We start from the raw sequence: 25,276 nt of genomic DNA on the forward strand, positions 1-25,276 counted from the left end.
TCCCGATTATAACGGTCTGTGTTCGCACTAACCCCGGATAGGAGAAAGCAACTCCACTAGCCGGTAGACGCGCAAATGCGGTTACTGGTTGTCCGCCGGCGCCGGGTATTCGCCAGAGGTGGCCACGTCGGGACCGATCTCGAGACTCTCACCCTCGGCGCGGGAAACGCACGGCATCACGAAACGGCGCCGCTGATCGGCGTCCAGCACGAGATCCCGGTGCTCGGGCTCGCCCGCGTACAGCCGGACGCGGCACGTGCCGCAGGTCCCGCTCTCGCATGAGCTCGGCACCTCGATCGCGGCGTCCCGCAGCGCGTTCAGCAACGTCGTGTCCGCGGGTACGGCCACCGTCTGCCCGGTGGGCCGCCACGTCGCGCGGAACGGCAGCGCCGTGCCGTCGGTGCCCGCGACCCCGGCGAAGTCCTCGAAGTGCACCCGGCTCGGCCGCCAGTGCATCGTCAGCGCGCGCACGTCGGCCAGCAGCCCGGCGGGCCCGCAGCAGTACACGCGGGTGTCCTCGCGCGGCTCGGCGAGGTAGGGCCACAGGTCGAGGCGGCCCGCCCCGGCGCCGCTGTGGTGCAGCACCACGGTCTCGTCGTCCACAGTGAACTCGCCGAGGAACGCGGTGTGCTCCGGCGAGCGCGTCAGGTACACCAGCCGCACGTCGGCCCCGCGGCGGCGCAGGTGCCGGAACATCGCCCTGATCGGCGTGATGCCGATACCGCCCGCGATCAGCAGGTACCGCTGCGAGGGCCGCAGCTCGAAGCTGTTCGACGGCGCCGAGACCGCCAGCTCGTCACCGGCCCGGGTGTCGTCGACGAGGCTCACCGAACCGCCCCGGCCGCCGTCCTCGCGGGCCACGGCGATCACGTAGCGGTCGCGCTCGGCCGGGTCGCCGGTGAGGGAGTAGCTGCGCGCGGCCCCCGACGGGGTGTGCACGGTCAGGTGCGCGCCGGGGGTGAAGGCGGGCAGCGCGGAGCCGTCGGGGGCCCGCAGCTCGAACCGGCACACCGACGGAGTGAGCAGGTCCTTGGCCGTGATCCGCAGGGGGAACGCCGGCGTGCTCATGCGGCAGCCCCGTAGGAGATGACGTCCCCGGGCCGGATCGTGCCACCGCTCAGCACCTCGGCGTAGCAGCCCAGCTCCGCGTGGCCGTACTGCTGCACGAGGTGGCGCGGGACCGCGATGTCGCGGACGGCGTTCACCGGATCCACCTCGGTCGCCGCGCAGCGCTTGGTGTTGAGCACGCCCCGCAGCCGCAGCTCGCCGATCCGGAACTCCTTGCCCACGAGGTCGAGCTCGCTCAACGGTGGCAGCCCGTCGAAGTACACGTTCGCCCGGAACCGCAGCGGGTCGACCGGCACGCCCACGCGGTCCTCCAGATCGCGCACCGAGTCCAGATTGATGAGCGAGATCGCGTTCATCATCGCGTCGGAGACCACCGACACGTCGGTGAACCGCCTGCCCTCGGCGTGGGCGAGCAGCGGCGGGCGCTCGGCGGGCCGGTCCAGCACCCTGGCGAAGAACGCGGTGACCTCCTCGGCGCCCCGCTCGCTGGACAGGTCCGCCTCCAGCACCCGGTGCCCGCGCACGTCCACCGTCAGCACCGAGCTCGCCGGGTCGAACCGGGTCGCGAGTCCGGCGAGGCGCTCGTCGCGGGCCAGCATGAAGAACTGGTCCTTCGGCAGCGGGCTCGTCTGGCCGGGCACGTACCGGCCCTCCGGCCGGGCGAGCGCGAACACGCGGTCGTGCGGCACCCCGCGACCCGCCTCGAGGGTCACCGAGTCCAGCGGCTGCGCGCTCAGGCCCTTGATCGGGTAGACGTACAGGTGGCGGATGTGTCCGGTCATCGCAGTCGTCTCGCTCCCTTCGCCAGGTGCACCGTATCCCGCTAGATCCGGTCTAGCGGCCGCCCCTCCCGATCTCGCGCCTGGAGGTCGGGAGCGAGAGGAGGCCGGATGACCGCGAGCGAGGACACGACCGCACTGCGTGTCGCGGTGATCGTCGGCAGCACCAGGAAGGGGCGGGTCGGCGACGTCGTCGCGCACTGGTTCGCCGGTCTGGCGCGCCACCGGGAGGACCTCGACGTGGACGTCGTCGACCTCGCCGACTTCGACCTGCCAGGGCAGCTGCCCGCCGAGGCGACCGACGACATGGCCAGGCTCGCGGCGCGGATCGAGGAGTCGGACGCCTTCGTGGTGGTGACCCCCGAGTACAACCGCAGCTTCCCGGCCTCCCTCAAGCAGGCCATCGACGTCGCCTACGACGAATGGCACGGCAAACCGGCCGGGTTCGTCTCCTACGGCTGCCGCTCCGCCGGGCTCTACGCCGTGGAACAGCTGCGGTGCGTGTTCGTCGAGCTGCACGTCGTCACCATGCGCGACACCGTGAGCTTCGACCTCTTCGCCGACGACGTCGACGAGAGCGGAAGGCCCGCCGACGACGGGGAGACCGCGTCCCGGGTCGCCGCGATGCTCGACCAGCTCGTCTGGTGGGGCCGGGCGCTGCGCGCCGCGCGCGCCGAGCGGCCCTACGTCACCTGACTTGGAGAAAGGAAAGTTGATGAGCAAGCACAGGGGAGAACTGGCGATCCAGGCGTCAGGACTGATCAAGACCTTCGGTAAGACGAGGGCGGTGCGTGGCATCGACCTGGAGGTGCCAGCGGGGACCGTGTACGGGGTGCTCGGGCCGAACGGAGCCGGCAAGACGACAGCTGTCCGCATGCTGGCGACGCTGCTGCGGCCCGACGGGGGCGAGGCCACCGTGTTCGGCCACGACATCGTGCGCGAGGCGGACGCGGTCCGCGGCAAGGTGAGTCTCACCGGGCAGTACGCCTCGATCGACGAGGACCTGACCGGCACCGAGAACCTGGTGCTGCTGGGCAGGCTGCTCGGGCACCGCAAGCCGGGCGCGCGCAGGCGGGCGGCCGAGCTGCTGGAGGCGTTCGGGCTCACCGAGGCCGCGGACCGGCAGGTAAAGAACTACTCGGGCGGGATGCGCAGGCGCATCGACATCGCCGCGAGCATCATCAAGACGCCGGACCTGCTGTTTCTCGACGAGCCCACCACGGGCCTCGACCCGCGCAGCCGCAACCAGGTGTGGGACATCGTGCGGATCATCGTCGCTCAGGGCACGACGGTGCTGCTCACCACGCAGTACCTGGACGAGGCCGACCAGCTGGCATCCCGCATCGCGGTCATCGACCAGGGCCGGGTGATCGCCGACGGCACGCCCGGTGAGCTGAAGTCGTCGGTCGGCGCCGGTTCGGTGCACGTCCGGCTGCGCGACGCCGCGCAGCGGCCCGAGGCCGAGCGGGTGCTCGCGCGCACGCTCGGCACGGACGTCACGCTCGAACCGGAGCCGGTGGCGCTCACGGCGCGCATCTCCGGCGAGGAGTCCGGCAGCGGAGCGGCCGAGCAGGCGTCCCGGGCCCTGCACGAGCTCGCCGCCGCCGGTATCACCGTCGACGACTTCTCGCTGGGGCAGCCCAGCCTCGACGAGGTGTTCCTCGCCCTCACCGACCACACAGCCAACCCGACCGAGAAGGAGGTGGCGGCATGACGACCGCGACCCCGGAGAAGGAGACCGCTCCGTCGGCCGCCTACGTCCCCACCGCAGAAGGTCTCGGTGCCGTGCTCGCCTCGGGCGAGCAGCCACCGAGACCGAGCGCGTGGTCGGCGTCGGTGACGTTCGGCTGGCGGGCGATGCTGAAGATCAAGCACGTGCCCGACCAGCTGTTCGACGTCACCGCGTTCCCGATCATGATGACGCTGATGTTCACCTATCTCTTCGGCGGCGCGCTCGCCGGGTCGACGGGTGAGTACCTGCAGTTCCTGCTGCCGGGCATCCTGGTGATGAGCATCGTGATGATCACGATGTACACCGGGATCGGGGTGAACACCGACATCGAGAAGGGTGTGTTCGACCGGTTCCGCACGCTGCCGATCTGGCGACCGTCCGCTTTGGTCGGTGCGCTGCTCGGTGACGTCTGCCGGTACCTGATCGGCTCGACGGTGATCCTCACGCTGGGGCTCATCCTCGGTTTCCGTCCCGAGGGCGGGCTGACCGGTGTGCTGCTCGGTGTGGCGCTGCTCGTGGCGTTCTCGTTCGCGTTCTCGTGGATCTGGACGATGTTCGGCCTGTTCCTCAAGAGCGAGAAGTCGGTGATGGGCGTGAGCATGCTCGTGCTCTTCCCGATGACGTTCCTGTCCAATGTGTTCGTCAACCCGGAGACGATGCCGGGCTGGCTGCAGGCGTTCGTGGACGTCAACCCGATCGCGCACCTCGTGGCGGCGGTGCGCTCGTTGATGGCGGGCACGCCCGACGGTGGTGAGATCCTGTGGACGCTCATCTCCGGCGGCGTGATCCTCGCGATCTTCGGCACGCTGACGATGCGGCTCTACAACAGGAAATGACGTCGAGGCGGGAGGGCGTTCGAGATCCGGTCGCGCCGACCGAGCTGAACACCCTCCCGCTCTCTCCCCGGGGTTGCCGGCTAGCTCAGCTGCACACCCGGCCCGAGTGGGAGGCCGAGGCCGTACCAGAGCGCGAAGAAGCCCGACCACACGACGAGGATGGCGAACGAGATCGGGACGGTGAACGACATCAGCGTGCCGATTCCCGCGCTCCGGCGGTATTGCTGGACGAAGCCGAGAGCGAGCACGAAGTACGGGCTCATCGGGGTGACCGCGTTGGTGACCGAGTCGCCGATCATGAACGCGGCCATCGCGGCCTCCGGCGGCAGCTGGACGTACATCATCATCGGCACCATGACCGGGGCGAGGATCGCCCACTGCGCCGAGCCGCTGGTGATGATCAGGTTCAGCAGGCTGATCGACACGATGATGACCAGCATCACCACCAGATGCGGGGCGTCGACGGCGTTGAGCAGGTCGGCGCCGTGCACTGTCAGTACCGACGCAATTCCGGTCCATTCGAAGTAGGCGAGGAATTGCGCCACGGCGAAGAACAACACGATGACCGGCGCGACCCGGCCGACCCCGTCGGCCATGATCTTCGGCAGGGATGAGAGTGCCGGCACCGTGCCCACGGTCTTGCCGTAAGCGAACCCGATCAGCGCGAAGAGCAGCGCGATGAACACACTGATGTTCTCGATGACCACCGACCGCACCACGGTGCCGTCCTCGCCGAGCAGCGACGAACCGGGGATCAGCAGGAGGGCGACAACGGCGAGCACGAAGGCGACCGCGATGATGCCGACCCGCAGCAGCGCCCGCCTTTCCGGTGTGGTCAGTCGGACTTCGGGCTCCTGCCCCGCCGGTGGGTTGTCGTGGGTCTCCAGGTCGGGTCGTTTCGCCAGCACGAGCTCCACGACGAGCGTGATCACCACGGCCAGCAGCAGCGACGACGCCGCGAAGAAGAAGTAGGCCGCCACCGGCGTCACCACGTAGTCCGGGTCTACGGTCTGCGCGGCCTGGGTGGTGAGCGCGGCCCGGATGGCGTCGCCGGGGGTGGGCAGCGGGCTGGCGTTGAACCCGGCGGACACCGACACGTAGGCGACCATGATACCGAGGACCGGACTGCGCCCGGCCGCGCGAAAGGCGAGCGCGCCGAGCGGGATCATGACCAGGTACGCCGAATCGCTCATGATGTGCGCGACCATGCCGCCGAACGCGATGGCGAAGGTGACCCAGCGGCCGGACAGCCGGATCACCGTCAGCCGCAGGATCGCCTCGAGCAGCCCGCTCTTCTCGGCCACGCTGACGCCGAGCAGCATCACCACGATGACCGCGAGCGGTTTGAACTCCGCGAAGTTCTCCAGCGCCGACTCCGCGGCGAAGCCGATGCCGTCCAGTGACAGCAGGCTTTTCACCGCGACGACCTCACCCGTTTTCGGTAGGGTGACGGAGATGTCCAGAATGGACAGAACGAAACTGACGACTCCGAGGATCCCGGCGAGGATCCAGAAGAGCCAGAACGGGTGGGGAAGTCTGTTCCCGGCTCGCTCGATTGCGCCGATGACGCGAAACAAGCCGGTCAAGCGGTCGTTGCCGGCCTCGGCGACATTGCCTTTGCGGTCGGTCATTGGCTGTAGCCTTCCGTGTGGCCGGCTATTGCTCACCCAGCATGACGGGGCGGGGAACGGCCGGGAGGTCGGACCGCCGCATTCCGGCGAACCGGCTGGGGCGGAAGGGTTTCAGGAGTTCTTGGCTTTCGCCGGTGACGATCTCGGTGGCGACCAGACGGCCGAGTAGCGGCGCCAGCGTGATTCCGCCGTGGGAGGCGAGGCAGTAGGTCCGCGCGTGCTCGGCCGGGTAGCCCGCGATGGTGTTGCCGTCGGCGGGCAGTGCGCGCAGGCCCACGCGGAGGTCGATGTCCGGGGTCTGTGCGGGATCGGGCAGCAGGGCGGTGAGCCGCCGGGTGATCGCGGTGGCGATCTCACTGCCGGGTGCGGGTGGGCGGGATGGGTCGACGTCCGGGTTCAGGTCGAGTGCCTGCACCACGACGGGCAGGCCGGCGCCGGGCCGCAGGTTCAGTCTTGGGGTGTGCACCACACAGCCGATGTCGAGCGCAGGGAAGCGGACGTAGCCGAGCAGGCCGATGATCGGTGATCCGCGCCCGGTGTCGGTGATCATCGGGACGTCGATGCCGGAGCGGGCCGCGAGGTCGTCGGTCCACCGCCCCGCGGCCAACACCACCCGGTCGGCGGTGTGCACTGTGGCATCGGCCAAGGTGACCGAGGCCCGATCCGGGCCGTCGCTGATGGACAGCACCTCCCCGATCGAGAGCACCGCGCCGTGCCGGACCGCGTCAGCCAGCAGATTCTGCACCAAGCGGTCCGGGCGGACATAGCCCTCGGCAGGGAAATGCGCGATCGCCGTGGTGTCATCGGGAATCCGGATCCCGCGAACGATGGGCGCCGCCTCCGCACGGGTCACCCAGCGGGCCGGATACCCCAGTGCCCGCAGGCGTTCCACATTCTGCACCAGCCACGGCTCGCTGTCCGTATCGGCGAACTGCAGGCCGCCACTGCGGAAGTACGCGGGTTCGCCCGGCAGTTCCCTGGCGAGCTTCTCGTGTTCCGCCATGCCCTCGAGGTTCAGCCGGTAGTAGTCCGGGTCCGGTTTACGGTTCGAGTTGGTCCACGCGAAGGTGGTCGAACTCGTGCCCGCGCCCGGCCCCTTGCGGTCCAGCAGGAGAACGTCCTCGCCGGCCCTCGACAGCGATCGGGCGACACTGGCACCGAGCACCCCGGCCCCGACCACGATGACCTTCATCGGAGGTTCGCTCCTTTCTCAAGTGGTAGCTACGCGGGGAATTCGACGAAGAACTCCGCGGCACCCGGGCGGATCAGGGCCGTGACGATCTCGATCGCGGTCCCATCGGGTGCGCGCAGCTCGCGGCGCCGCCTCAACGTCGGCGTCCCGGCCTCGCTGCGGAGCAGTTCGGCGTCGTGCTCATCGAGGACCACCGGGTCCAGATAGACCCGGATGCGGTCGATCGAAACCCCGCGGTCGCGCAAGTACGACAGGGAGACGAGTTCCGCGAGGTCCTCGTTCAGCAGCTCGGGTGCCGCCGAGAACAACACGACGTGCCGCTCGATCGTGCGCGGCTGGTCGTGCAGGTCCAGCTTGCGCCGCACCAGTTCCACCACCGCGGTGTCGTCCTCGGCTCCGGGCAGCTCCAGCACGGCGTCGGCCGCCCGGACGATCCGGGCGGACAGCACTTCGTGCCGCCCTGGTACGCCCTTGACATGTGTGTCCGGCGACGCGTAGCTGAGCAGGTTGATCTGCTGGCGCACGTCCGCGACGAACGTGCCCTGGCGCCTCCGCCGCACGGCCAGCCCCGCATCAGCGAGATCGTTGAGGACCCGCTGGGCGGTCGCGCGGCTGACCTCGTACTGCTCGCACAGTTCCAGCTCGGTCGGCAGCTTCGCGCCCGGGGCCAGCGTGCCCGCGTGGATCCGGTCCTCGAGCTCCCGCCTGATCTTCTCGTGCAGCGTCGGCATGCTTAGACCGTACAAAAACTCAATTGTTAGGTCAATATGCGAGCAGTGGAGGTCGCGAGAGGGTAGCCGGATGGTCATGGACCGGTGCACGAGACGATCAGCGCGGAGGCGGACGACGCCGCCGTAGCCTGCCCTGCCCACGGCAGCCACGCCGCGAGGACCTACTCGTCGAGGCCTGACGCGGCCTGGTCAGAGCCGCCAGGAGATCGCCTCGGCGCCCGGGTCGTAGCGGCAGCTCGCGCCGGTGGAGACGGTCGCCCGCAGATGCGCGGCGAGCCGCGGGTGGCGATCGTCGAGCTTGCGCAGGGTGTCGCGAATGCGCGCGGTCACGGCCTTGCGGGCCCGCTCCGCCTCGTCGCCGAGGCGGCGCTGGCGCCCCGCGAGTCCCGCGGCCGCGCGCAGTTCGTGCAGCAGCGCCGCCCGTTCGCGGTCGTACTCGGCGGCCCTGGTGTCGTCGCCGCGGGCGGCGGCGCTGTCGATCTGCTCGTCGAGCACGGCGAGCCTGCGCCGGTAGTTCGCCCTGGCCTCGTCGTCGAGAATGTCGTCGCCGCCAAGGCGTTTCGCGGCGATCACCACCTCGCCACCGTCGGGGCTGAGCAGTTCCACGGCGGAGACGTCCGTGCCGGGCCTGCTGATCAGGTGATGCAGGTCGCGCAATCCCTTGGCGTCGGGCAGGTGCACGGTGTGCCCGTCGAGTCCGAGCGACCACACCTCGCCGGTGAACCGGAACTCGCCCGAAACACCGCTCGCCTGACTCTCCACTGTGGACGACGGCGCGTCGAGCGTGATCCCCAGTTCCCCTGCCTCGCGCTCGATCTCGCTCCGCAGCGCGGCGGCGCGGCCGGCGTCCCCTGGTGCGTTCCTGCCGAGCAGTGCCTCCGCGAGCCCCGCCCGCGCCTCGATCGACCACACGCGGGTGCGCATGGCGTCGGCGGAACGCCACGCGCCGGTGAAGCCCTCGATCGCCCGGTCCCAGCGCCGCTGTGCGGCGTCGACCGTGGCGAGCCAGTAGTCCACGGGACCGCTGAGATCGAAGCCGTACAGCGAGACGAGGTACTGGCCCGCGAACGGGGTCAGCTCCTCCCTGGCCCGCTCGCACAGCTCGGGGTCACGGGTGACGGCGGCCGTCTGCGCGCGCAGGCGCAGCCACAGCGGGCCGACGCTGCGGGCTTCCGCGTCGTCGCCCGGCCCCTCGGCCAGCAGCCGCAGCGCGGGGCCGGGATCACCCTTGCGCAGCGCGGTGATGGCCGCGATGAGCGGCGCGTGCGAGTAGTCTGCGGGGCCGATCGTGTCGTGCAGCCGCTCCAGCCCCGCCAGGTCGCCCCTGAAGTAGAGCAACTGCCAGCGCTGGTGGTGGCTCATGGGAAAGAGGTGCTCGTGCTCGGCGGGCCAGGACTCGTCCGCACGGGCGGCGAGCTCCTCGGCGTCGGCGAAGCGGCCGGTGAACGCGGCGATCAGGCTCTGGTCGATCAGCGCTCCGATGGCCATGCGGGTGTCGCCGATCGTGGCGGTGAGCGCGACGAACCTGTCGAGCTGGTCCAGGTAGGCGGGATCGCCCATCTCCAGCAGCGCGACCCAGCGCAGTGAGGTGGCGAACTGCTCGGTCTCCGTGTCGCCGGTGCGGCGGGCGACGTCCGCGAGCTCGTCGGTGAGCGTCACGCGCTGCTTGGCGGTGCCGAGCCCCCAGAGCGTGTCGTGCAGCGACCACAGGGTGAACCCGAGGGTCTCGTCGTCCCCGTCCTGCCGGGCGAGCTTCTCGAGCCGGAACGTGAGCTCGGCGGCCAGCTGCTGCGACGAGCGGTCCTCGGGCCCGCCGTCGCCGATCAGCGCGTGATGGGCCTCGGCGAGCAGGTCGCGTGCGAGCTCGCGCCCCGCCCCCCGGTGCGAGTGGTACGCCGTGAGCGCCACGCGGGCGAGCAGCGCGGGGTCGTCCCGGTCGAGTGCGAACGTTCTGGCCTCGCCGAGCAGCCTGCGGGCGTTCTCGGTGTCGCGGTCGTGGTCGAGCTGGCGGAACAGTTCGAGTGCGAGCACGATCCACAGCCGCGGCTGCGCCTCACCCGCCAGCTCGAGCCCGCGCCGGTAGTGCCCGACGGCCTCCTCGGAGGCCAGCCTGCTGGAGGCGTGCCGCGCGGCCGCCAGCAGCAACCGCACCGCGTGTCCTCGCTCGATCTCCTCGCCCGCCAGATAGGCGTGGCGGGCGAGGTCGGCGGGGAAGACGCGCTCGGCGAGCGCGGGCGAGCGGTCGAGCGCGCGGACGACGGCCGCGTGCCTGCCGCGCAGCTCGGCCTCGTCGAGCGTGTCGTAGAGCGTCTCGCGCACCAGGTCGTGGGCGAACGCGAACGAGCCCCCGCCGCGCGAGAGCACCAGCCTCGCCGCGGTCGCGCGTTCGAGCAGGCGGTCGACCTGTGGCACCGGCGCGGAGACGGTCGCGGCCAGCACCTGGCGGTGGAACTCCCTGCCGAGCACGGCGGCGCCGGTGAGCAGCGCGGTCACGGGTTCGGGCAGCAGTGACAGCCTGCGGCGCACCGCGTCGCGCACGCCCGGCGCGATGGTGGTGATCGTGCCGCTGCCGTGCCACAGCCGGGCGGTCTGCTCGACGAAGAACGGGTTGCCGCCCGTGCGCCGGTGCACCTCGGCGACCAGCTCCGCGTCGGGCTCGCCGCCGATGGTGCGGGCCATGAGCGCGCCGACGCCGGCGGGCTCAAGGCCCGTCAGCGTCAGTGTGGTCGCCCTGCCCAGCAGCGACATGATCAGCGGGGCGAGCGCGTGGTCGGCGGCCTCGACCTCGACGTCGCGGTATGTGCCCACCAGCAGCACGCGCTCGAACCACGTGTGCTGCGCCGCGAACTCCAGCAGCTTGAGCGACGCAGGGTCGGCCCAGTGCAGGTCGTCGAGCACCACGACCACGGGCCGCTCCTGGGACACCGCGACGAGCGCGCTGGTGACGGCGTCGTAGAGCTGGAAGGCGTCGGCCTGCTCGGTGGGCGCGGACTCGCCGAGCAGGATCCCGAGCCGGTCGCCGGCCGCCTCCCCGGCCCGCGCCCATTCCCCGGCGGTGGCCCCGCGCCGCAACCCGCGCACGACCTGCACCCACGGCCAGTAGCCGGGCGCGTTGTCGGAGTCCCAGCAGGACCCGCCCAGCACGAGGGCGCCCTGTTTGCGGGCGTCGTCGGCCGCGCTCGTGACCAGGGTCGTCTTGCCGATCCCGGCCTCACCGGTCACCAGAACGAGGCCGCCGTGGCTCTCGGCGGCCCTGGCGACCTCGGCGCGCAGCTGTCCGGCCGGATGCTCACGGCCGATGAGCACGCCGGCGGGGTTCTCGGTTCGCATGGCGTTGTCGACCCTAGCGACTGAGGGCCCGAATTGTCGGCTCTTATCCGGGTGTCCGCCGGGCTGTCAGCTGGCCCGGAAGAACCGGTCGAGCACGCGGGTGCCGAAGCGCAGCGCGTCCACGGGAACCCGCTCGTCGACACCGTGGAAGAGAGCCGAGAAGTCCAGGTCGGCCGGTAGCCGCAGGGGAGCGAACCCGAAGTTGCGGATCCCGAGCCGCTGGAACGACTTCGCGTCGGTGCCGCCGGAGAGCATGTACGGCAGGGTGCGCGCGCCGGGGTCCTCGGCCAGCACCGCGGCGGTCATCGCGTCCACCAGCGCGCCGTCGAACGTGGTCTCGACAGGCGGCAGCTCCATCCACTCCTTCTCGATGTCGGGGCCGAGCAGCTCGTCGAGTTCGCGGTCGAAGGCCTCGAGCCTGCCGGGCAGGATCCGGCAGTCGACCGCGGCCTCGGCCGTGGAGGGGATGACGTTGGACTTGTAGCCGGCCGTGAGCATCGTGGGGTTGGCGGTGTCGCGCAGGGTCGCGCCGATCATGCGCGAGATGTTGCCGAGCTTGGCGACGGAGCCCTCGAGGTCGTCCTCGGGGAAGTCCCAGCCGGTGATCTCGGTGACCCCGGCGAGGAACTCGCGGACCGAGTCGGTGAGCACCAGCGGGAAGCGGTGGTTGCCGAGCCTGGCGACGGCCTCGGAGAGCTTGGTGACGGCGTTGTCGCGGTGGATCATCGAACCGTGGCCCGCGGTGCCGCGGACCCGCAGCTTCATCCAGCGGATGCCCTTCTCCGCGGTCTCGATCAGGTAGGCGCGCACGTTGTCGCGAAGGGTGATCGAGAACCCGCCGACCTCGCTGATGGCCTCGGTGGCGCCCTCGAACAGGTCGGGCCGGTTGTCGACCAGCCACTGCGCGCCGTACTTGCCGCCTGCCTCCTCGTCGGCGAGGAAGGCGAAGATGATGTCGCGCGGCGGGACGATGTCGTGCTTCTTGTAGTGCCTGGCCAGCGCGAGCGTCATGCCGACCATGTCCTTCATGTCGACCGCGCCGCGGCCCCACACGTAGCCGTCCTGGATGGCCCCGGAGAACGGGTGCACGGACCACTCGGACGGGTCGGCGGGCACGACGTCGAGGTGCCCGTGGACGAGCAGCGCGCCCCGGCCGGGATCGGCACCGGCGAGGCGCGCGATCACGTTGTGCCGGTCCTTGCCGCCGGACTCGACGTAGGTGATCTCGTACCCGACCTCGGTGAGCTTCTCGGCGACGAACTCGGCGGCGGCCCGCTCGCCGACGAGGGTGGCGGGATCGCCGGTGTTGGTCGTGTCGATGCGGAGGAGCTCGCTGGTGAGCGTCACGGCCTCATCGGCGGCGGCATCGATCAGGTTAGGTTCGGTCACCTGACATTCCTATCATTGGCGCAGGTGAGACATGGGGGCCGCGGGGGACCCGATCCGGGCAGGACGCTTGACCTTGACACCGTGACAAGGTCTTGACTGCGGGCAGGAGGTGATCCCCATCCACCCGACACCCGGCAACCCACAGGACACCCGCCTGCGCGACGCGTTGAGCGCCGGGAGCTCGTCGACGCGGCTCGAGGCAGCGCTCGCGATCGGCACGCGGGCCGACCCCGGCCTCGCCGACGCACTCGTGCGGCGATGCGCGATCGAACCGGACTTCTTCGTGCGCGACATGCTCACCTGGGCGTTGACCCGCCTTCCGGCGGAGACCACGGTTCCCCGCCTCCTCGCGGAGCTGCGTTCGGAGCGCGCTCAGGCCCGGAGCCAGGCGTTGCACACGCTGTCGAAGGTCGGCGACGAGGGCACGTGGCCCGCGATCACGCGGTCGTTGCTGCGGGACGCCGACGACGAGGTCGCGCGAACCGCGTGGCGTACCGCCGTCGCCCTCGTGCCCGACGGGGAGCGGGCATGGCTGGCCGCCGAGCTGGCCACACAGCTCGGCCGTGGTGCCCGGGCCGTGCGGCTGAGCCTGAGCCGGGCACTCGTCGCGCTCGGCGAGGTGATCGAGCCCGCCCTGCGGCCCGCACTGGCGAGCGGCGACCCGGCGGTGCGGGCGCACGCGCACGCCACGCTGCGGCTCCTGCGGGATCCCGAGTCCGGATTCGACCTGGCCGTCGACGAGGCGAAGCGGATCGCCGCGCTCGGCCAGGAAACGGCCGGGGGAGCGGCGTGCTGATCGGCGAGGTGGCACGCCGCTCCGGGGTGAGCACGCGGATGCTCAGGCACTACGACTCCCTCGGGCTGGTCCGGCCCACCGGCCGCACCGTGGGCGGCTACCGGGAATACTCCGAAGAGGACATTCGCCGGATCTTCCACGTGGAAGGCCTGCGGTCACTGGGGTTGTCGCTGCGGCAGATCGGGCGTGCGCTGGAGGATCCCGCCTTCGTGCCGTCCACACTGGTCGGCGACCTGATCCGGCGGACCGAAGAGCGGCTGAGGCGGGATCGGGAGCTACTCGAACGACTCCGCGCGATCGATGCCTCGGCGCCCCTGGACTGGCAGGGCGTCCTGCGCGTCGTCGAGCTGCTGCACGGACTCGGCTCACCCCACGCCGCCCGCAGGCAGCAGGCCGCGCTCGCCCCGGCCGAGGACGTGCCGGTTGCCACCGAGGTGCTGGCCAAGGCGGTCCTCGCCGAATCCGATCCGAACGTCGCGGGCACACTGCGGTGGGCGCTCGCGCGGGCGGGAGCTGACGGGGTGGCGAGCGTGGCGCCCGGCGTGTACTCGGACGACGCGGGCATCCGGCGGCGCGCGGTACTGGCGATCGCCGAGCTGCCCGGTGACGAGGCGGCCGCGGTGCTCGCGGACGCGCTCCAGGACTCGGACACGACCGTGCGCAGGCATGCCGCGCTGGCCGTGGGCAGGCGTGGCGCGACCGCGGCCGTGCCGACGCTCGTCGACATGGTGGTCGAGGGCGCCAACGACGTCGAGGCGGCCGAGGTGCTGGGGACCCTGGCGTCGGAGCCCGAGTGCGCGGACCGGATCAGGAGCGCACTGGCCGGTGAGCTCGCCGCCCACACCGCCGACTCCGCGGTGCGGATCCGCCTGACCCAGGCACTCGTCGAGCTGCCGGCGCCTGTCGCCAGTGACCTCCTGCGGCAGCTGGCCCACGACGACGACCGGTCGGTCGCGCTCGTCGCCTCGGCCCTCGCCGGGTTGCTCGACGACCGATCCCCAGACTGAGACCGAGGCGCGACCCGGGTGCCGGCCAGGGTCACTGATTGGCGGCCAGTACTGCCGCGAGGCTGTCCCGCAGATCCTTGACGAAATACCCGGGAACCTCCAGCGATGGGAAGTGTCCCCCGGTTTCGGGCGACCTCCATCGGACGATCTGCCGGTACCGCTCCTGCGCCCAGGCGCGCGGGCACTTCTCGATGTCGCGGGGATACACGGTGATCGCTGACGGGACGTCGACCCGAAGATCGGGGTCGAGCGAGAGGTGGCTTTCGTAGTAGATGCGGGCCGCCGATGCGCCGGTCCGGGTCAGCCAGTACAGGGTGACATCGTCAAGAATCCGGTCTCGGGACATCGTCTCGAACGGGCTGTCTTCGGTGTCCGACCACTCGGCGAACTTGTCGAGGATCCAGGCGAGAAGCCCGACCGGTGAGTCGACGAGCGAGTAGCCGATGGTCTGCGGCCGGGTCGCCTGCTGCTTCGCGTACGCCGCGCGGTGGCGCCAGAAATCGCGGGTTTCCTCGGTCCATCGGCGCCCGGTCGCCGTCAGCCCTTCCGTTGTCAACCCGGGCGGGGCCTGCGCGGTCGATGTGTGGATGCCGAGAACGTGCGCCGGGAACCTGCCGCCGAGGACGGTGGTGATCACACCTCCCCAGTCGCCGCCGTGGGCCAGGAACCTGCCGTAGCCGAGCCTTCCCATCAGTTCCACCCAGGCGGCGGCGATCTTCTCGATTCCCCACCCGGTGGCGGCCGGCTTGTCGCTGTACCCGAAGCCGGGTAACGACGGGACCACGACGTGGAACGCCGGCGCGCCCGCATCTTCCGGGGCCGCCAGCTCGTCCACTACATCGATGAACTCGGCGATGCTGCCCGGCCAGCCGTGCGTCAGGATCAGGGGAGTGGCATCCGCGCGCGCGGACCGGCGGTGCAGGAAGTGGATGCCCAGATCATCGATGGTCGTGCGGAACTGGCCGATGCGGTTGAGCCGCGCTTCGAACGACCGCCAGTCGTACCCGGTGCGCCAGTAGTTCAGGACCTCGATGAGGTCGGCGAGTGGAACGCCCTGGTCCCACCGGCGTGGGCCGGGCGGGGCGCGGTAGACCGTCTCGGCCTCCGGTAGCCGCGCCGCGGCCAGTCTCGCGCGCAGATCGTCGAGGTCGGCGTCAGGCGCGTGGGCTTCGAATGCGTGCACGTCGCTGGTGGGGCGGGACATGAGACCTCCTGGCCATCGGCGAACCGGCTAAGCCGGTTCTAGCACGCCGGCATGCCGGGTGCAACCGGCTAAGGTGGTTCCATGCGTGCTGGATTCCCTGACTTCCGACTCGGTAACGTGCTGGCGACCAGCTTCACGGGGACTCTGTCCGAGCGTCAGGGCGACCCTGTGGAGCGCATCCCCACGCCGCAGCGGCTCATCGACTGGCTGGCGGTGTACGGCCTCGCCGTGGACTCCTGCACCCCCGCCCAGCTCGACCGCGCCCGGGAACTGAGGGAGGCGATCCACGCCGCCGCGACAGCGGCCGCGATCCAGGACCCTCTCCCCGCGGCGGCGGTCCACGTCATCAACGACTGCAGCGCTCAGGGCCGGGCCGCGGCGGTACTGACGCCCGAGGGTGAACGGCGGTGGCGGCTCAGCTCGGCTTCCCGCGTGGAAGACGCCCTCGGCGTGATCGCGGCCGACGCGATCAGCATCATCGCCGGCGAACGAGACGGGAAACTGGCGCTGTGCGCATCACCGACCTGCCAGGCGGCCTTTTTCGACACCAGCCAGAGCCGCACCCGCAAATGGTGTGACATGAACACATGCGGCAACCGTCAGAAAAAGGCGCGCTTCAACGCCAACCGGAGCAAGAACCCCCGACCGGCAAGGTGATCGCTGCCCTCGGCATGTCCATCATGGACATACTCCGACAACGTCTGGTGCCGGAATTGCCTCTCCGCCATGGTCGAAGTCGCCCGGGGCCGGAATCCGGGTTCGCGTAACTCCGGAATTCACGGCTTCGAGGCAGGCCTCGGCCAGGTCGTGGCGACACAGCCAGCCCCCGCGTGCGTAGCGCAGCTCGGCACGGGGCCGTCCCCTCGGGTCCGCGCGGGCGCGGCTGTCGACCTGGGGATCCGCGCGCAGCACGACACTGGTCATCCCGAAGGTGGGGCAGAACGGTCAGCGGACGGTCGCCCACGGCTGGCAGGTGCACCGCGGCGGAACTGATCGGCACGACCCGTGCGACGCGCTCGCGGCGAGCGGTCTCCAGCACAGCGAGGTGGCGGACGGCGTCGGCGCACCGAGCCGCGGCTTGCGCGGTGGCAAGGTCGGCAACGTTGCCCGTGGCAGGGAGATCCACGCCGACGACGTGGTGGCCGGCGTGGGCGAGAGTCTCAGCATCGCGCGGGCGGTCCATCCTGGGGCGCCGGTCACAGCGTGTCCTGTCGTCCGGCCGGCCGTCCGGCCGCGGACGTCGCCGGTGGAGCGAGCCTCGATCACGCGGGCTTGACGTGACGCAGGCCACCTGCTTATCGTTCCACACCGCTATACGGTTTCAGAAACCGCAGAACGGTGTTGGAGGATGGGATGCCAGAGCCTGGGGTGCGCGTGCTGGGCCGCGCGTGCGATGTGTTGGATTGCTTCACCGAGACCGAGCCGCGTCTCGGGGTGGCGGACATCCGCGCGCGTACGGGGCTGCCCGCGACCACCGTCGCGCGGATCGTCTCGACGCTCCTGCAGGAGGGGCTCCTGGTCCGGGAGGGGGACTCCTACCGGGTCGGCCTGCGCGTCCTGGTGTGGAGCGCGCCGGCGCGGTCGGGGTCGAGCCTGCTCGGCGTCGCGCGTCCGTTCGTCGACCAGCTGCGTGACGTGACGGGGGAGAGCGCCGGCCTCTACGTGCGCCAGGGCGCCAGCCGCGTGCTCGTGATCTCGGCGGCTTCCCAGCACTCCGTGATCTACCGGGGCTACGTCGGCCAGGTGCTTCCGCTGCACGCCGGTGCGGCCGGCAAGTGCTTCATGGCCTTCGACGAGGACGCGCTCGGCACCGCGCTCGACGCGGGTCTGGAGCGCTTCACCGACGCGACGGTGGTCGCGCGGGAGGAGCTGGACCGCCAGCTGGCACAGGTGCGCGAACGCGGCTGGGCCTTCACCGAGAGCGAGCGCGAGGTCGGCCTCAACTCCGTTGCCGCCCCCGTGACGGGGTTCGACGGCAGGCCGGAGGCAGCACTGGCGATCGGCGGTCCGTCGATCCGGCTCGACCGGGAGGAGGCCGAGCGGGTCGGCCCGATCGTCGCCGCCACCGCGCGGGCCATCGCGGCCCGGATGGGGCACGTCCCGGCAGAGGAGCCCGCCGATGTCTGACGCCTCCGTCCTTTCCGGACTCCTGCGCCAGCGGCGGCTGCTCGTCGCACCCGGTGTCTACGACGGCCTGTCGGCCGCCGTCGCCGCGCGGGCAGGCGTCGAGGCGGCCTACGTCTCCGGCGCGGCCGTCTCCGCCGCCGAAGGACTGCCCGACATCGGGCTGACCACCGTCACCGAGATCGCCCGTGCGATCGCGGTGGTCAGGCGTCACCTGGACGTCCCGGTCATCGCCGACGCCGACACCGGCTTCGGCGACGAGACCAATACCTTCCGCACCGTGCGGACCTACGAGGACGCCGGCGCGGCGGCCGTGCAGCTCGAGGACCAGGTGTTCCCGAAGAGATGCGGCCACCTCGACGACAAGGCCCTCATTCCCGTCGAGGAGTTCGCCGTCAAGATCGAGGCGGCGGTCGCCGCACGGCGCCGGGGGAGCCTGATCGTCGCGCGCACCGACGCGATCGCCGTCGAAGGCTTCGACGCCGCGATCGCGCGGGCGAAGCAGTACGTCGCCGCCGGCGCCGACGTGATCTTCGTCGAGGCACCGCAGACCGTCGAGCAGGTGGCGGCGATCCCGTCGGCGATCGGAGCACCGGTCATCTTCAACGTCGTCCCTGGCGGCAAAACGCCGGAGGTGTCACGGGAGCGGCTCGAGCAGTTCGGGTACGCCGGCGCGATCCTGCCCGCCGCGACCATCGGCGCCGCGTTCACCGCCATGACCGAAGCCCTGTCCGACATCGCGGGTGGCGGCCTCGCGTCCGGGTCCGCGATCGGACCGCGCGCCCTGTTCGAGGCCGTGGGTCTCGATGAGTGGGCCGCACGGCGCGCACGGAAAGAGCCGAGCCGTGCCTGACACCATCATCGAGCGCATCCTGGCCCGCGCGGCCGGGCTGGCCGACGTCCAACCAGGACAGATCGTCACGTGCGACGTCGACATGACCGTGGTGATCGACGTCCAGTTCGCCCACGACCGTCTCGCGGACGTCCGCGCGGTCCACGACCCGGACAAGGTCGCGGTGGTTCTCGACCACGCGGTCCCGGCACCCACGCCGAGGGACGCAGGTCACGGCGCGAAGGCGCGGACCTTCGTCGCCAAGCACGGCATCGACCGGTTCTACGACGTGGGCCGCCACGGCATCGTTCACCAGGTCATCGCCGAGCAGGGGCTCGTGCTGCCGGGCACCGTCGTATGCTGCACCGATTCCCACACGTGCGCAGGCGGGGCGCTGAACTCCGCCGCGCGGGGACTGGGGCCGCTCGAGATCCTCCAGATGCTCTGCACCGGCCAGACCTGGTACCGCGTGCCGCCGACGATCCGCTACGAGCTCACCGGCACGAAACCGGCCCACGTCAACGGCAAGGACATCTTCCTGACGATCTCCGGACGGTACGGCGACGCCACCGACCACGCACTCGAGTTCGGCGGCCCGGGCCTCGCCTCCGTGCCCATGCCGGACCGCCGGACCATCGCGACCCAGGGAGCCGAGATCGGCGCGGACTTCACGCTGTTTCCGTGCGACGCCGTCACCGAGGAGTTCCTGGCCGGTGTGGCTCAGGGGTCGTCGTACGTGCCGAGTGACCCGGATTCGGACGCGGTCTACGCCGAGGTGCGGACCATCGACCTCGGCGCGGTCGAGCCGATGGTGGCCCTGCCGGGCACCGTGATCAACAACGCGGTGCCGCTCAGCGGTCTCGAACGGACCCGTATCGACCAGGCGTTCATCGGGTCGTGCGCCAACGGCCAGCTCGCGGACCTCGAAACCGCGGCGAGGATCGTCGAGGGACGCAAGGTGGCTCCTGGCGTGCGGCTCATCGTCACGCCGGCCTCGCAGCAGGTGTATCTCGAGGCCGTCCGGCGCGGCTACGTCGCCACGCTCGTCGAGGCGGGCGCCGTGGTCACCAACTCCACGTGCGGCGCGTGCTTCGGCTACCACATGGGAGTGCTCGCGCCGGGGGAGGTCTGCGTCACCTCGAGTACCCGCAACTTCCGCGGTCGCATGGGCAGCACCGAGGCGAAGGTCTACATGGCCTCGCCCGCCACCGTCGCGGCGTCCGCGCTGACCGGGTACATCGCCGGGCCGGACCAGCTGATGGAGGTGGCCGCGTGACATCGCCCCTGCGAGTCCGGGGACGCGCCTGGGTCTTCGGCGACGAGATCAACACCGACGACATGTACCCGGGCTTCGCGATGAAGCTGCCCGTTTCCGAAGCGGCGCAGCACATGTTCGACGCCACCCGGCCCGGGTGGCCCGCCCTCGTCGAGAAGGGCGACATCGTGGTGGCGGGCAAGAACTTCGGCCTCGGGTCGAGCCGCGCGTGCGCCGAACTGTTCGTCCACCTCGGCGTCTCGTGCCTCGTGGCCGAGCAGTACAACTCCCTGTTCCACCGCAACGCCCTGAACTACGGGCTCCCGGCGCTCACCGTGCCGGAGGCGCGCACGCTGATCGACGAGGGCGACGTCCTCGTGATCGACGCCGTGGAAGGCCTGCTGCGCAACGAAACGCGGGGAGCCGAGCACCACATCGAGCCCCTGCCGGCCTTCGTCGTCGAACTCGTCGCCGGCGGGGGACTGATCAACCGCCTGGAAGCCGAAGGCTTCCTGGATCGCAACGACGCGACCACCGGAGGACAACCATGAAGAGCAGGAACGCTCTGATCGCCTGCACGGCCACCGCCGCCCTGGTGCTGAGCGCGTGCGGCGGAAGCGGCGACGCGGAGGGGGTGACCTCGTTCGACATCGCGGTCAGCAACGCCTCGGAGCCGTACTCCATCCCCTGGCTGGTCGGCAAGGACCAGGGCTTTTTCGAGAAGCGCGGGGTGACCATCGGCGAGATCGTCCCGGGCAAGGGCGGCGGTACGACCGTTCGCAACATGCTCAGTGGCGACCTCCCCATCGCCGACGTCGGCTTCACCTCGGTGCTGGAGTCCAGTGAGGCGGGCACGCCCCTCACCGTCGTCGGCGGTGCGACGCAGAGCGTCTACGGCCTCGACTTCTACACGCTCGACAGCAACACGGACGTGCAGACCATCGAGGACGTCCGGAACTGGGCCTACACGAACCCACAGTCGGTGACCCAGGCCCTGTCGTTCATCCTGCCCGAGGTCGCGGGGGTGACCCAGAAGATCCAGCGGACCTCCTCGGGCGGCGTCGGCGAGGGGGTGGCACTGCTCGAGGCGGGGGACGTCGACGTCGCCGTGGTCCCGCCGTCGGTGGTCGCGAAGACGGACAAGTTCCGCGTGGTCGTCTCCAGCGCCGACTACCTGAAGAAGTTCCAGCAGAGCGTGATCACCACGACGCCGGAGTTCGCCGAGCGGAACCCCGAGACGGTCAAGGCCGTGGTCGCAGGCTACGCGGACGCGGTGGAGTTCATCCGCGAGAAACCCGGTAAGGCCGCGCAGCTCTACGCCGACTACATCGACATCGACGTCGAGTCCGCGACCTCGATCGTCGAGAAGGCGATCGAGTACGACAACTGGGGCGCCGGCTTCGACGCCGAGGCCATCGAGCAGGCCGTCGAGGCCCAGCGCATCGCCATGGATCGCACGGACCTCGAGTTCTGCGATCTGTTCCAGAACACGTTCCTGCCGGGGAACGTCCGCAGCACGCTGCCGACCGAATGTGAGTGAGTCGCCGATGACCACGCAGATGAAGGAAAAGCGCGACAGCGCGCCCACCGCCCCGACACCGATCGTGCAGCTCGAAGGCGTCGAGCAGCATTTCGGACCCGTCCACGCACTCGGACCCGTCGACCTCACGATCGGGCGCGGCGAGTTCGTGTCGATCGTCGGGCCGAGCGGCTGCGGCAAGTCGACCCTGCTCGAGATCATCGGCGCCCTGCAGGACCCGGCGCGCGGCTCCGTCGAGGTGGACGGCGCGCCGTTGACCGGTCCACGCCGGCGCACCGCGATCGTCTTCCAGGAGTCCGCGACACTGCCGTGGCGCACGGTCGTCGACAACGTCGCGTTCGCGCTCGAGGTGCGCGGCATCGGCCGCAAGGAGCGACGGGAACGCGCCAGGGAACTCGTCGAGCTCGTCGGACTCGGTGGCTTCGAGAACCACTACCCGGCACAGCTGTCGGGCGGCATGCGGCAGCGCGTCGCCATGGCGCGCGCGATGTCCACCGACCCGGACCTCATCCTCGCCGACGAGCCGTTCGGCGCGCTCGACGAGCAGACCCGCATGCTGATGGCCGAGGAACTCCTCCGTGTCGTCGAGAGGATCGGTTGCGGCGTCCTGTTCATCACGCACAGCATCCAGGAGTCCGTGCTGCTGTCGGACCGGGTGCTCGTGATGGGACGCCGGCCCGGAACGTTCATCGACGAGGTCCCCATCGACCTGCCCCGCCCGCGCATGCACGCCGCACTGTCCGAACCGTCCGCCACCGCAGCTCAGGAACGGATCTGGGCGCAGATCCGCGCCGAGGCCGAGGTGGCGATGGTGGCGACGAGGAGCACACCATGAAGGCACGCTCGTCCGTCGTCCCGTCCTACGTGCGGCCGACTCCGCGCCGGGTCGCCGGACTTCCTTCCCCGGCGTGGACGGTCGTTCTCGTCGCCGGACTCGTCGTCGCCATCGAGCTGTACGCGCGCTCGGGCGCCGTGTCGCGGCTTGATCTGATCCCGGTCAGCGAGATGGTCTCCCGCTCGGTCGAACTGCTCGGTGATCGCGACTTCGTCGTCGGCGCGCTGCTCCGCAGCGTCCTGCTCATCTGCGCGAGCTTCACCGCCTCGGCGGTCGCCGGGGTGGCCGTCGCGTACGTCATGGCCCGATCCCGCTGGGTACACCGTGCCGTCAAGCCGTACGTCAACGTGTTCTACGCCCTCCCGATCTTCGCGCTGTACCCGGTGATGGTCGTCATGTTCGGGACCGGCGTCGTCCCGATCATCCTGCTGGCCACGTTGTTCAGCGTCGTGATCGTCATCTCCAACGCGCTGGTCGGGTTCGAGTCGGCACCGCCGATCGTCACCAAGCTCGCGCTGTCGCTCGAGATGTCGCGGTCACAGCAGCTGCGCAAGATCCTGCTGCCCTCGGCGTTGCCGGACATTCTCGCGGGACTGAAGCTGGGCCTGGCCTACGCGATCATCGCCGTCCTCGCGACGGAGTTCATCCTCGCCACCACCGGGCTCGGTCAGGTGGTCAATCGGGCCTACAACAACTTCAACACGGTCGACATGTACGCCGGCATCGTCTTCGTCAGCGTCTTCGCGCTGCTCGCGAACCTCGCTCTCGGTGCCGCGCTGAACGCGTTCGACTGGAGGCGGCGATGAGCGCGCGTCGCGCGGGCGGTCCCGCGTGGATCCCGCCGCTGGTGCTGGCCGCCGCGATCGTGGCCGTGTGGACCGTGACGGCCGCGCTGGCAGACAGCGCCGTCTACCCCGGACCAGGCCAGGCACTGGAGAGCCTGCGAGCGGACATCGGCGACACCCGGTTCATGGGCAGTGTCGCCGACACCGCCCGCGTGCTGCTCCTTTCGTACGCCGCGGCGATCGGCGTGGGTGCGATCACCGGCATGCTGCTCGGGCTCAGCGCGTTCTGGTCGAGAGCCGCTCTTCCGGTGGTGTACGCGCTCAACAGCGTTCCCAAAATCGTCCTGTATCCCATCTTCCTGCTCTTCCTGGGCATCGGAGACCTCAGCAGGGGTTCCTTCGCGTTCGTTTCGGGAGTGCTCCCGATGTTCCTGATCATGGTGGAGGCGACCGCGGGGGTGAGCCGGCTGCATCTGAAGATGTCGGCCAGCCTCGGGATGTCGCGATGGTCCCTGCTGCGGCGGATCGTGGTGCCGAGCGTGCTGCCGTCCCTCGCCTCGGGTATGCGCCTGTGCTTCGGTCTCACCTTGATCGGCCTGCTGCTCGCCGAGATGTTCTCCGGGTCCTCCGGACTGGGCTACGAGCTGCTGCGCAACCTGTCGCTGGCGCGAGTCGAGAACATCATCGGCCAGGTCATCCTGATCGGTGTCCTCGCGCTCGTCCCGACGCTGGCTCTGCAGCAGCTGGAGCTCCGCATCCGCAACCGTTACGAGGTGACCGCGTGACCATCGAACCGACCGATCCCCAGGGCGTGACCGGCCGGCTGGCGACCTGGATCGCGGAGCTGCGGTACGACGACATCCCGGAGGCCGTGCGCGAGCGAGCGCGGCACCTCCTGCTCGACGGGCTCGTGTGCGCGCTGGTCGGCGCCCGGCTCCCCTGGTCCGAGCGGGCCGTCGAGGCCGTGCTGGCCCTCGAGGGCAGGGGCGATGTCCCCATAATGGGCTGGGGTCTCACCACCTCCGCGCCCGCGGCGTGCCTGCTGAACGGCACCTTCATCCAGGGCTTCGAACTGGACGACTACCACGTGCGCGCACCGCTGCACAGCAACTCGCTGGTCGTCCCGAGCGCCATCAGCACACTCACGACCCTCGACGGGAAGGTCTCGGGGCGGCAACTGCTCACGGCGTTGATCGCCGGTTACGAGGTCGGCCCACGGGTGGGCCTGGCGCTGCACGGCGCCGAGATGCTCTCGCGCGGCTGGCACTCCGGCGCGGTCTTCGGCACCCACGCGAGCGCCGCGACCTCGGCGTGGTTACGACGCCTCGACCCGGCGCGTGTCGAGGACGCCCTCGGGCTGGCCGCAACCCAGTCCGCGGGGTTGATGGCCGCCCAGTACGAAGCCATGTCCAAGCGGATGCACCACGGCTTCTCCTCCCGCAACGGCCTCTACGCGGCGGCACTCGCGGAGGCCGGCTACACCGGGATCAAAAGGGTGTACGAGCGCGAGTACGGCGGGTTCCTGGCCACATTCGGCGAGGGACACAGCCCCCGTGCGGACCTGATCACCGACGGGCTGGGCCAGGACTGGGTGCTGATGGACACCGGTGTGAAGGCCTACGCCGCGATGGCCGCCACCCATGCCCCCATCGACTGCGCACTGGAGGCCCGCGCGCGCGGCATCTCGGCTGACGACATCGGGGCCATCTCGGTGGAGGTGTCCCACGCGGCCTACCACCACGGCTGGTGGAAGCCCGAGCCTCCGCTGGAGACCATCGGCGCGCAGATGAACATCGGCTACGCCGTCTCGGTGGCGCTGCTGGACGGCCAGGTCCTCGCCGAGCAGTTCACCCGCGACCGGATCTCCGCCGACGACGTCTGGTCGTTGCTCCGCCGGATCGAGGTCCACCACCGCGCGGACTTCGACGGCCCCGACGACCGCTTCCGGACCCGCATGCGGCTGACGTCGCACAGCGGGGACACCGTGGAGATCGAGGTCGACGGCCCTCTGGGCGGGCCCACGCGACCGCTGCCCAACCGCGATGTGGTGGCGAAGGCACGCCGTCTCGCCGAGTCGATCGACATCTCCGAACGGTGGCAGCGCATCGAACGCCTGGTGCTCGACCTCGACTCCCTGCCGGACGCTTCCGTTCTGGTCGGCGAGCTCGCGTCGAGCGTCCCCGCGCTGCCCGTGACGCTCTGACCCCGAG

General features: G+C 70.5%; 24 protein-coding genes. 16 read left to right on the plus strand and 8 right to left on the minus strand.

All coding sequences use genetic code 11. From position 1 onward, the window contains the following. Positions 1-81: 81 nt before the first annotated feature. Both BA062_RS21750 and BA062_RS21755 read right to left on the minus strand, forming a co-directional pair. Positions 82-1,068 carry a PDR/VanB family oxidoreductase gene (locus BA062_RS21750; protein WP_110339563.1) on the minus strand — a complete coding sequence of 329 codons (987 nt, stop codon included), beginning with the start codon at positions 1,066-1,068 and terminating at the stop codon, positions 82-84. Continuing rightward, a complete protein-coding gene (locus tag BA062_RS21755; RefSeq protein ID WP_110339565.1) occupies positions 1,065-1,850 on the minus strand; it encodes an MOSC domain-containing protein in 786 nt (261 codons plus the stop codon). The genes BA062_RS21750 and BA062_RS21755 overlap by 4 nt, the downstream gene beginning before the upstream one ends. A 108-nt stretch (positions 1,851-1,958) precedes the next feature. On the opposite strand from BA062_RS21755, the gene BA062_RS21760 reads away from it, so the two are divergent. The 3 genes from BA062_RS21760 to BA062_RS21770 are packed head-to-tail and all read left to right on the plus strand — an operon-like array spanning position 1,959 to position 4,415. Continuing rightward, complete coding sequence (locus BA062_RS21760; RefSeq protein WP_110339567.1) at positions 1,959-2,543, plus strand: NADPH-dependent FMN reductase; 585 nt, start codon at positions 1,959-1,961, stop codon at positions 2,541-2,543. 19 nt (positions 2,544-2,562) lie between these two features. Beyond that, on the plus strand, positions 2,563-3,561 hold the full coding sequence (locus tag BA062_RS21765; protein WP_110339569.1) for an ATP-binding cassette domain-containing protein: 999 nt from the start codon (positions 2,563-2,565) through the stop codon (positions 3,559-3,561). Continuing rightward, positions 3,558-4,415 (plus strand): ABC transporter permease, encoded by an 858-nt coding sequence (locus BA062_RS21770; protein ID WP_110339571.1) that lies wholly within the window; start codon positions 3,558-3,560, stop codon positions 4,413-4,415. Before BA062_RS21765 ends, BA062_RS21770 begins: the two co-directional genes overlap by 4 nt. Positions 4,416-4,495: 80 nt before the next feature. Here BA062_RS21770 and BA062_RS21775 read toward each other — a convergent pair whose 3' ends face one another. The 5 genes from BA062_RS21775 to BA062_RS21795 all read right to left on the minus strand — a co-directional run bounded on the left by BA062_RS21775 (position 4,496) and on the right by BA062_RS21795 (position 12,688). Beyond that, a complete protein-coding gene (locus BA062_RS21775) occupies positions 4,496-6,046 on the minus strand; it encodes an AbgT family transporter (protein ID WP_110339573.1) in 1,551 nt (516 codons plus the stop codon). Positions 6,047-6,071: 25 nt separating this feature from the next. Beyond that, the gene (locus BA062_RS21780) at positions 6,072-7,238 is read right to left on the minus strand and encodes an NAD(P)/FAD-dependent oxidoreductase (protein WP_110339575.1); all 1,167 of its coding nucleotides are present in this window, start codon (positions 7,236-7,238) and stop codon (positions 6,072-6,074) included. A 29-nt stretch (positions 7,239-7,267) separates the two neighbouring features. After that, on the minus strand, positions 7,268-7,969 hold the full coding sequence (locus BA062_RS21785) for a GntR family transcriptional regulator (RefSeq protein ID WP_110339577.1): 702 nt from the start codon (positions 7,967-7,969) through the stop codon (positions 7,268-7,270). 189 nt (positions 7,970-8,158) lie between these two features. Further along, positions 8,159-11,299: an ATP-binding protein gene (locus BA062_RS21790; RefSeq protein ID WP_110339579.1), complete on the minus strand. Its 3,141-nt coding sequence runs from the start codon at positions 11,297-11,299 to the stop codon at positions 8,159-8,161. 66 nt (positions 11,300-11,365) lie between these two features. Further along, complete coding sequence (locus BA062_RS21795; protein WP_110339581.1) at positions 11,366-12,688, minus strand: M20/M25/M40 family metallo-hydrolase; 1,323 nt, start codon at positions 12,686-12,688, stop codon at positions 11,366-11,368. A 109-nt stretch (positions 12,689-12,797) separates the two neighbouring features. On the opposite strand from BA062_RS21795, the gene BA062_RS21800 reads away from it, so the two are divergent. Then, positions 12,798-13,484, plus strand: a complete 687-nt coding sequence (locus BA062_RS21800; RefSeq protein ID WP_110339583.1) for a HEAT repeat domain-containing protein — start codon at positions 12,798-12,800, stop codon at positions 13,482-13,484. Then, complete coding sequence (locus BA062_RS21805) at positions 13,478-14,491, plus strand: MerR family transcriptional regulator (protein ID WP_110339585.1); 1,014 nt, start codon at positions 13,478-13,480, stop codon at positions 14,489-14,491. The genes BA062_RS21800 and BA062_RS21805 overlap by 7 nt, the downstream gene beginning before the upstream one ends. 31 nt (positions 14,492-14,522) lie before the next feature. Here BA062_RS21805 and BA062_RS21810 read toward each other — a convergent pair whose 3' ends face one another. Continuing rightward, positions 14,523-15,695: an epoxide hydrolase family protein gene (locus BA062_RS21810; RefSeq protein WP_110339587.1), complete on the minus strand. Its 1,173-nt coding sequence runs from the start codon at positions 15,693-15,695 to the stop codon at positions 14,523-14,525. Between the two features lie 81 nt (positions 15,696-15,776). On the opposite strand from BA062_RS21810, the gene BA062_RS21815 reads away from it, so the two are divergent. The 11 genes from BA062_RS21815 to BA062_RS21865 all read left to right on the plus strand — a co-directional run bounded on the left by BA062_RS21815 (position 15,777) and on the right by BA062_RS21865 (position 25,269). After that, positions 15,777-16,352 (plus strand): CGNR zinc finger domain-containing protein, encoded by a 576-nt coding sequence (locus tag BA062_RS21815; protein ID WP_110339589.1) that lies wholly within the window; start codon positions 15,777-15,779, stop codon positions 16,350-16,352. Positions 16,353-16,626: 274 nt separating this feature from the next. Continuing rightward, positions 16,627-16,971 carry a hypothetical protein gene (locus tag BA062_RS21820; protein ID WP_110339591.1) on the plus strand — a complete coding sequence of 115 codons (345 nt, stop codon included), beginning with the start codon at positions 16,627-16,629 and terminating at the stop codon, positions 16,969-16,971. 77 nt (positions 16,972-17,048) lie between these two features. After that, positions 17,049-17,822 carry an IclR family transcriptional regulator gene (locus tag BA062_RS21825; protein ID WP_110339593.1) on the plus strand — a complete coding sequence of 258 codons (774 nt, stop codon included), beginning with the start codon at positions 17,049-17,051 and terminating at the stop codon, positions 17,820-17,822. Then, complete coding sequence (locus tag BA062_RS21830) at positions 17,815-18,672, plus strand: isocitrate lyase/PEP mutase family protein (protein WP_110339595.1); 858 nt, start codon at positions 17,815-17,817, stop codon at positions 18,670-18,672. Before BA062_RS21825 ends, BA062_RS21830 begins: the two co-directional genes overlap by 8 nt. Further along, entirely contained in the window at positions 18,665-19,927 is a 1,263-nt protein-coding gene (locus tag BA062_RS21835; protein WP_110339597.1) for a 3-isopropylmalate dehydratase large subunit, read from the plus strand. The genes BA062_RS21830 and BA062_RS21835 overlap by 8 nt, the downstream gene beginning before the upstream one ends. Then, the gene (locus BA062_RS21840; protein WP_110339599.1) at positions 19,924-20,457 is read left to right on the plus strand and encodes a LeuD/DmdB family oxidoreductase small subunit; all 534 of its coding nucleotides are present in this window, start codon (positions 19,924-19,926) and stop codon (positions 20,455-20,457) included. The genes BA062_RS21835 and BA062_RS21840 overlap by 4 nt, the downstream gene beginning before the upstream one ends. Next, entirely contained in the window at positions 20,454-21,446 is a 993-nt protein-coding gene (locus BA062_RS21845; RefSeq protein ID WP_110339601.1) for an ABC transporter substrate-binding protein, read from the plus strand. Before BA062_RS21840 ends, BA062_RS21845 begins: the two co-directional genes overlap by 4 nt. Positions 21,447-21,453: 7 nt before the next feature. Then, the gene (locus tag BA062_RS21850) at positions 21,454-22,281 is read left to right on the plus strand and encodes an ABC transporter ATP-binding protein (protein ID WP_110339603.1); all 828 of its coding nucleotides are present in this window, start codon (positions 21,454-21,456) and stop codon (positions 22,279-22,281) included. Next, a complete protein-coding gene (locus BA062_RS21855; protein WP_110339605.1) occupies positions 22,278-23,087 on the plus strand; it encodes an ABC transporter permease in 810 nt (269 codons plus the stop codon). Before BA062_RS21850 ends, BA062_RS21855 begins: the two co-directional genes overlap by 4 nt. Beyond that, positions 23,084-23,851, plus strand: coding sequence for an ABC transporter permease (locus tag BA062_RS21860; protein WP_110339607.1), 768 nt, complete (start codon positions 23,084-23,086; stop codon positions 23,849-23,851). Before BA062_RS21855 ends, BA062_RS21860 begins: the two co-directional genes overlap by 4 nt. After that, positions 23,848-25,269 carry an MmgE/PrpD family protein gene (locus tag BA062_RS21865; protein ID WP_245959931.1) on the plus strand — a complete coding sequence of 474 codons (1,422 nt, stop codon included), beginning with the start codon at positions 23,848-23,850 and terminating at the stop codon, positions 25,267-25,269. Before BA062_RS21860 ends, BA062_RS21865 begins: the two co-directional genes overlap by 4 nt. Positions 25,270-25,276: the final 7 nt, after the last annotated feature.

Source organism: Prauserella flavalba (genome assembly GCF_003202235.1).
Classification (GTDB): domain Bacteria; phylum Actinomycetota; class Actinomycetes; order Mycobacteriales; family Pseudonocardiaceae; genus Prauserella_A; species Prauserella_A flavalba.

What these genes read in the sequence shown, in the direction of transcription:
- BA062_RS21830 (WP_110339595.1), top strand. Translation starts at nt 17,815, where the DNA reads ATGTCTGACGCCTCCGTCCTTTCCGGACTCCTGCGCCAGCGGCGGCTG.
- BA062_RS21785 (WP_110339577.1), bottom strand. Translation starts at nt 7,969, where the DNA reads ATGCCGACGCTGCACGAGAAGATCAGGCGGGAGCTCGAGGACCGGATC.
- BA062_RS21815 (WP_110339589.1), top strand. Translation starts at nt 15,777, where the DNA reads ATGCGTGCTGGATTCCCTGACTTCCGACTCGGTAACGTGCTGGCGACC.
- BA062_RS21825 (WP_110339593.1), top strand. Translation starts at nt 17,049, where the DNA reads ATGCCAGAGCCTGGGGTGCGCGTGCTGGGCCGCGCGTGCGATGTGTTG.
- BA062_RS21845 (WP_110339601.1), top strand. Translation starts at nt 20,454, where the DNA reads ATGAAGAGCAGGAACGCTCTGATCGCCTGCACGGCCACCGCCGCCCTG.
- BA062_RS21770 (WP_110339571.1), top strand. Translation starts at nt 3,558, where the DNA reads ATGACGACCGCGACCCCGGAGAAGGAGACCGCTCCGTCGGCCGCCTAC.
- BA062_RS21855 (WP_110339605.1), top strand. Translation starts at nt 22,278, where the DNA reads ATGAAGGCACGCTCGTCCGTCGTCCCGTCCTACGTGCGGCCGACTCCG.
- BA062_RS21860 (WP_110339607.1), top strand. Translation starts at nt 23,084, where the DNA reads ATGAGCGCGCGTCGCGCGGGCGGTCCCGCGTGGATCCCGCCGCTGGTG.
- BA062_RS21775 (WP_110339573.1), bottom strand. Translation starts at nt 6,046, where the DNA reads ATGACCGACCGCAAAGGCAATGTCGCCGAGGCCGGCAACGACCGCTTG.
- BA062_RS21765 (WP_110339569.1), top strand. Translation starts at nt 2,563, where the DNA reads ATGAGCAAGCACAGGGGAGAACTGGCGATCCAGGCGTCAGGACTGATC.
- BA062_RS21750 (WP_110339563.1), bottom strand. Translation starts at nt 1,068, where the DNA reads ATGAGCACGCCGGCGTTCCCCCTGCGGATCACGGCCAAGGACCTGCTC.
- BA062_RS21755 (WP_110339565.1), bottom strand. Translation starts at nt 1,850, where the DNA reads ATGACCGGACACATCCGCCACCTGTACGTCTACCCGATCAAGGGCCTG.
- BA062_RS21850 (WP_110339603.1), top strand. Translation starts at nt 21,454, where the DNA reads ATGACCACGCAGATGAAGGAAAAGCGCGACAGCGCGCCCACCGCCCCG.
- BA062_RS21760 (WP_110339567.1), top strand. Translation starts at nt 1,959, where the DNA reads ATGACCGCGAGCGAGGACACGACCGCACTGCGTGTCGCGGTGATCGTC.
- BA062_RS21780 (WP_110339575.1), bottom strand. Translation starts at nt 7,238, where the DNA reads ATGAAGGTCATCGTGGTCGGGGCCGGGGTGCTCGGTGCCAGTGTCGCC.
- BA062_RS21790 (WP_110339579.1), bottom strand. Translation starts at nt 11,299, where the DNA reads ATGCGAACCGAGAACCCCGCCGGCGTGCTCATCGGCCGTGAGCATCCG.
- BA062_RS21810 (WP_110339587.1), bottom strand. Translation starts at nt 15,695, where the DNA reads ATGTCCCGCCCCACCAGCGACGTGCACGCATTCGAAGCCCACGCGCCT.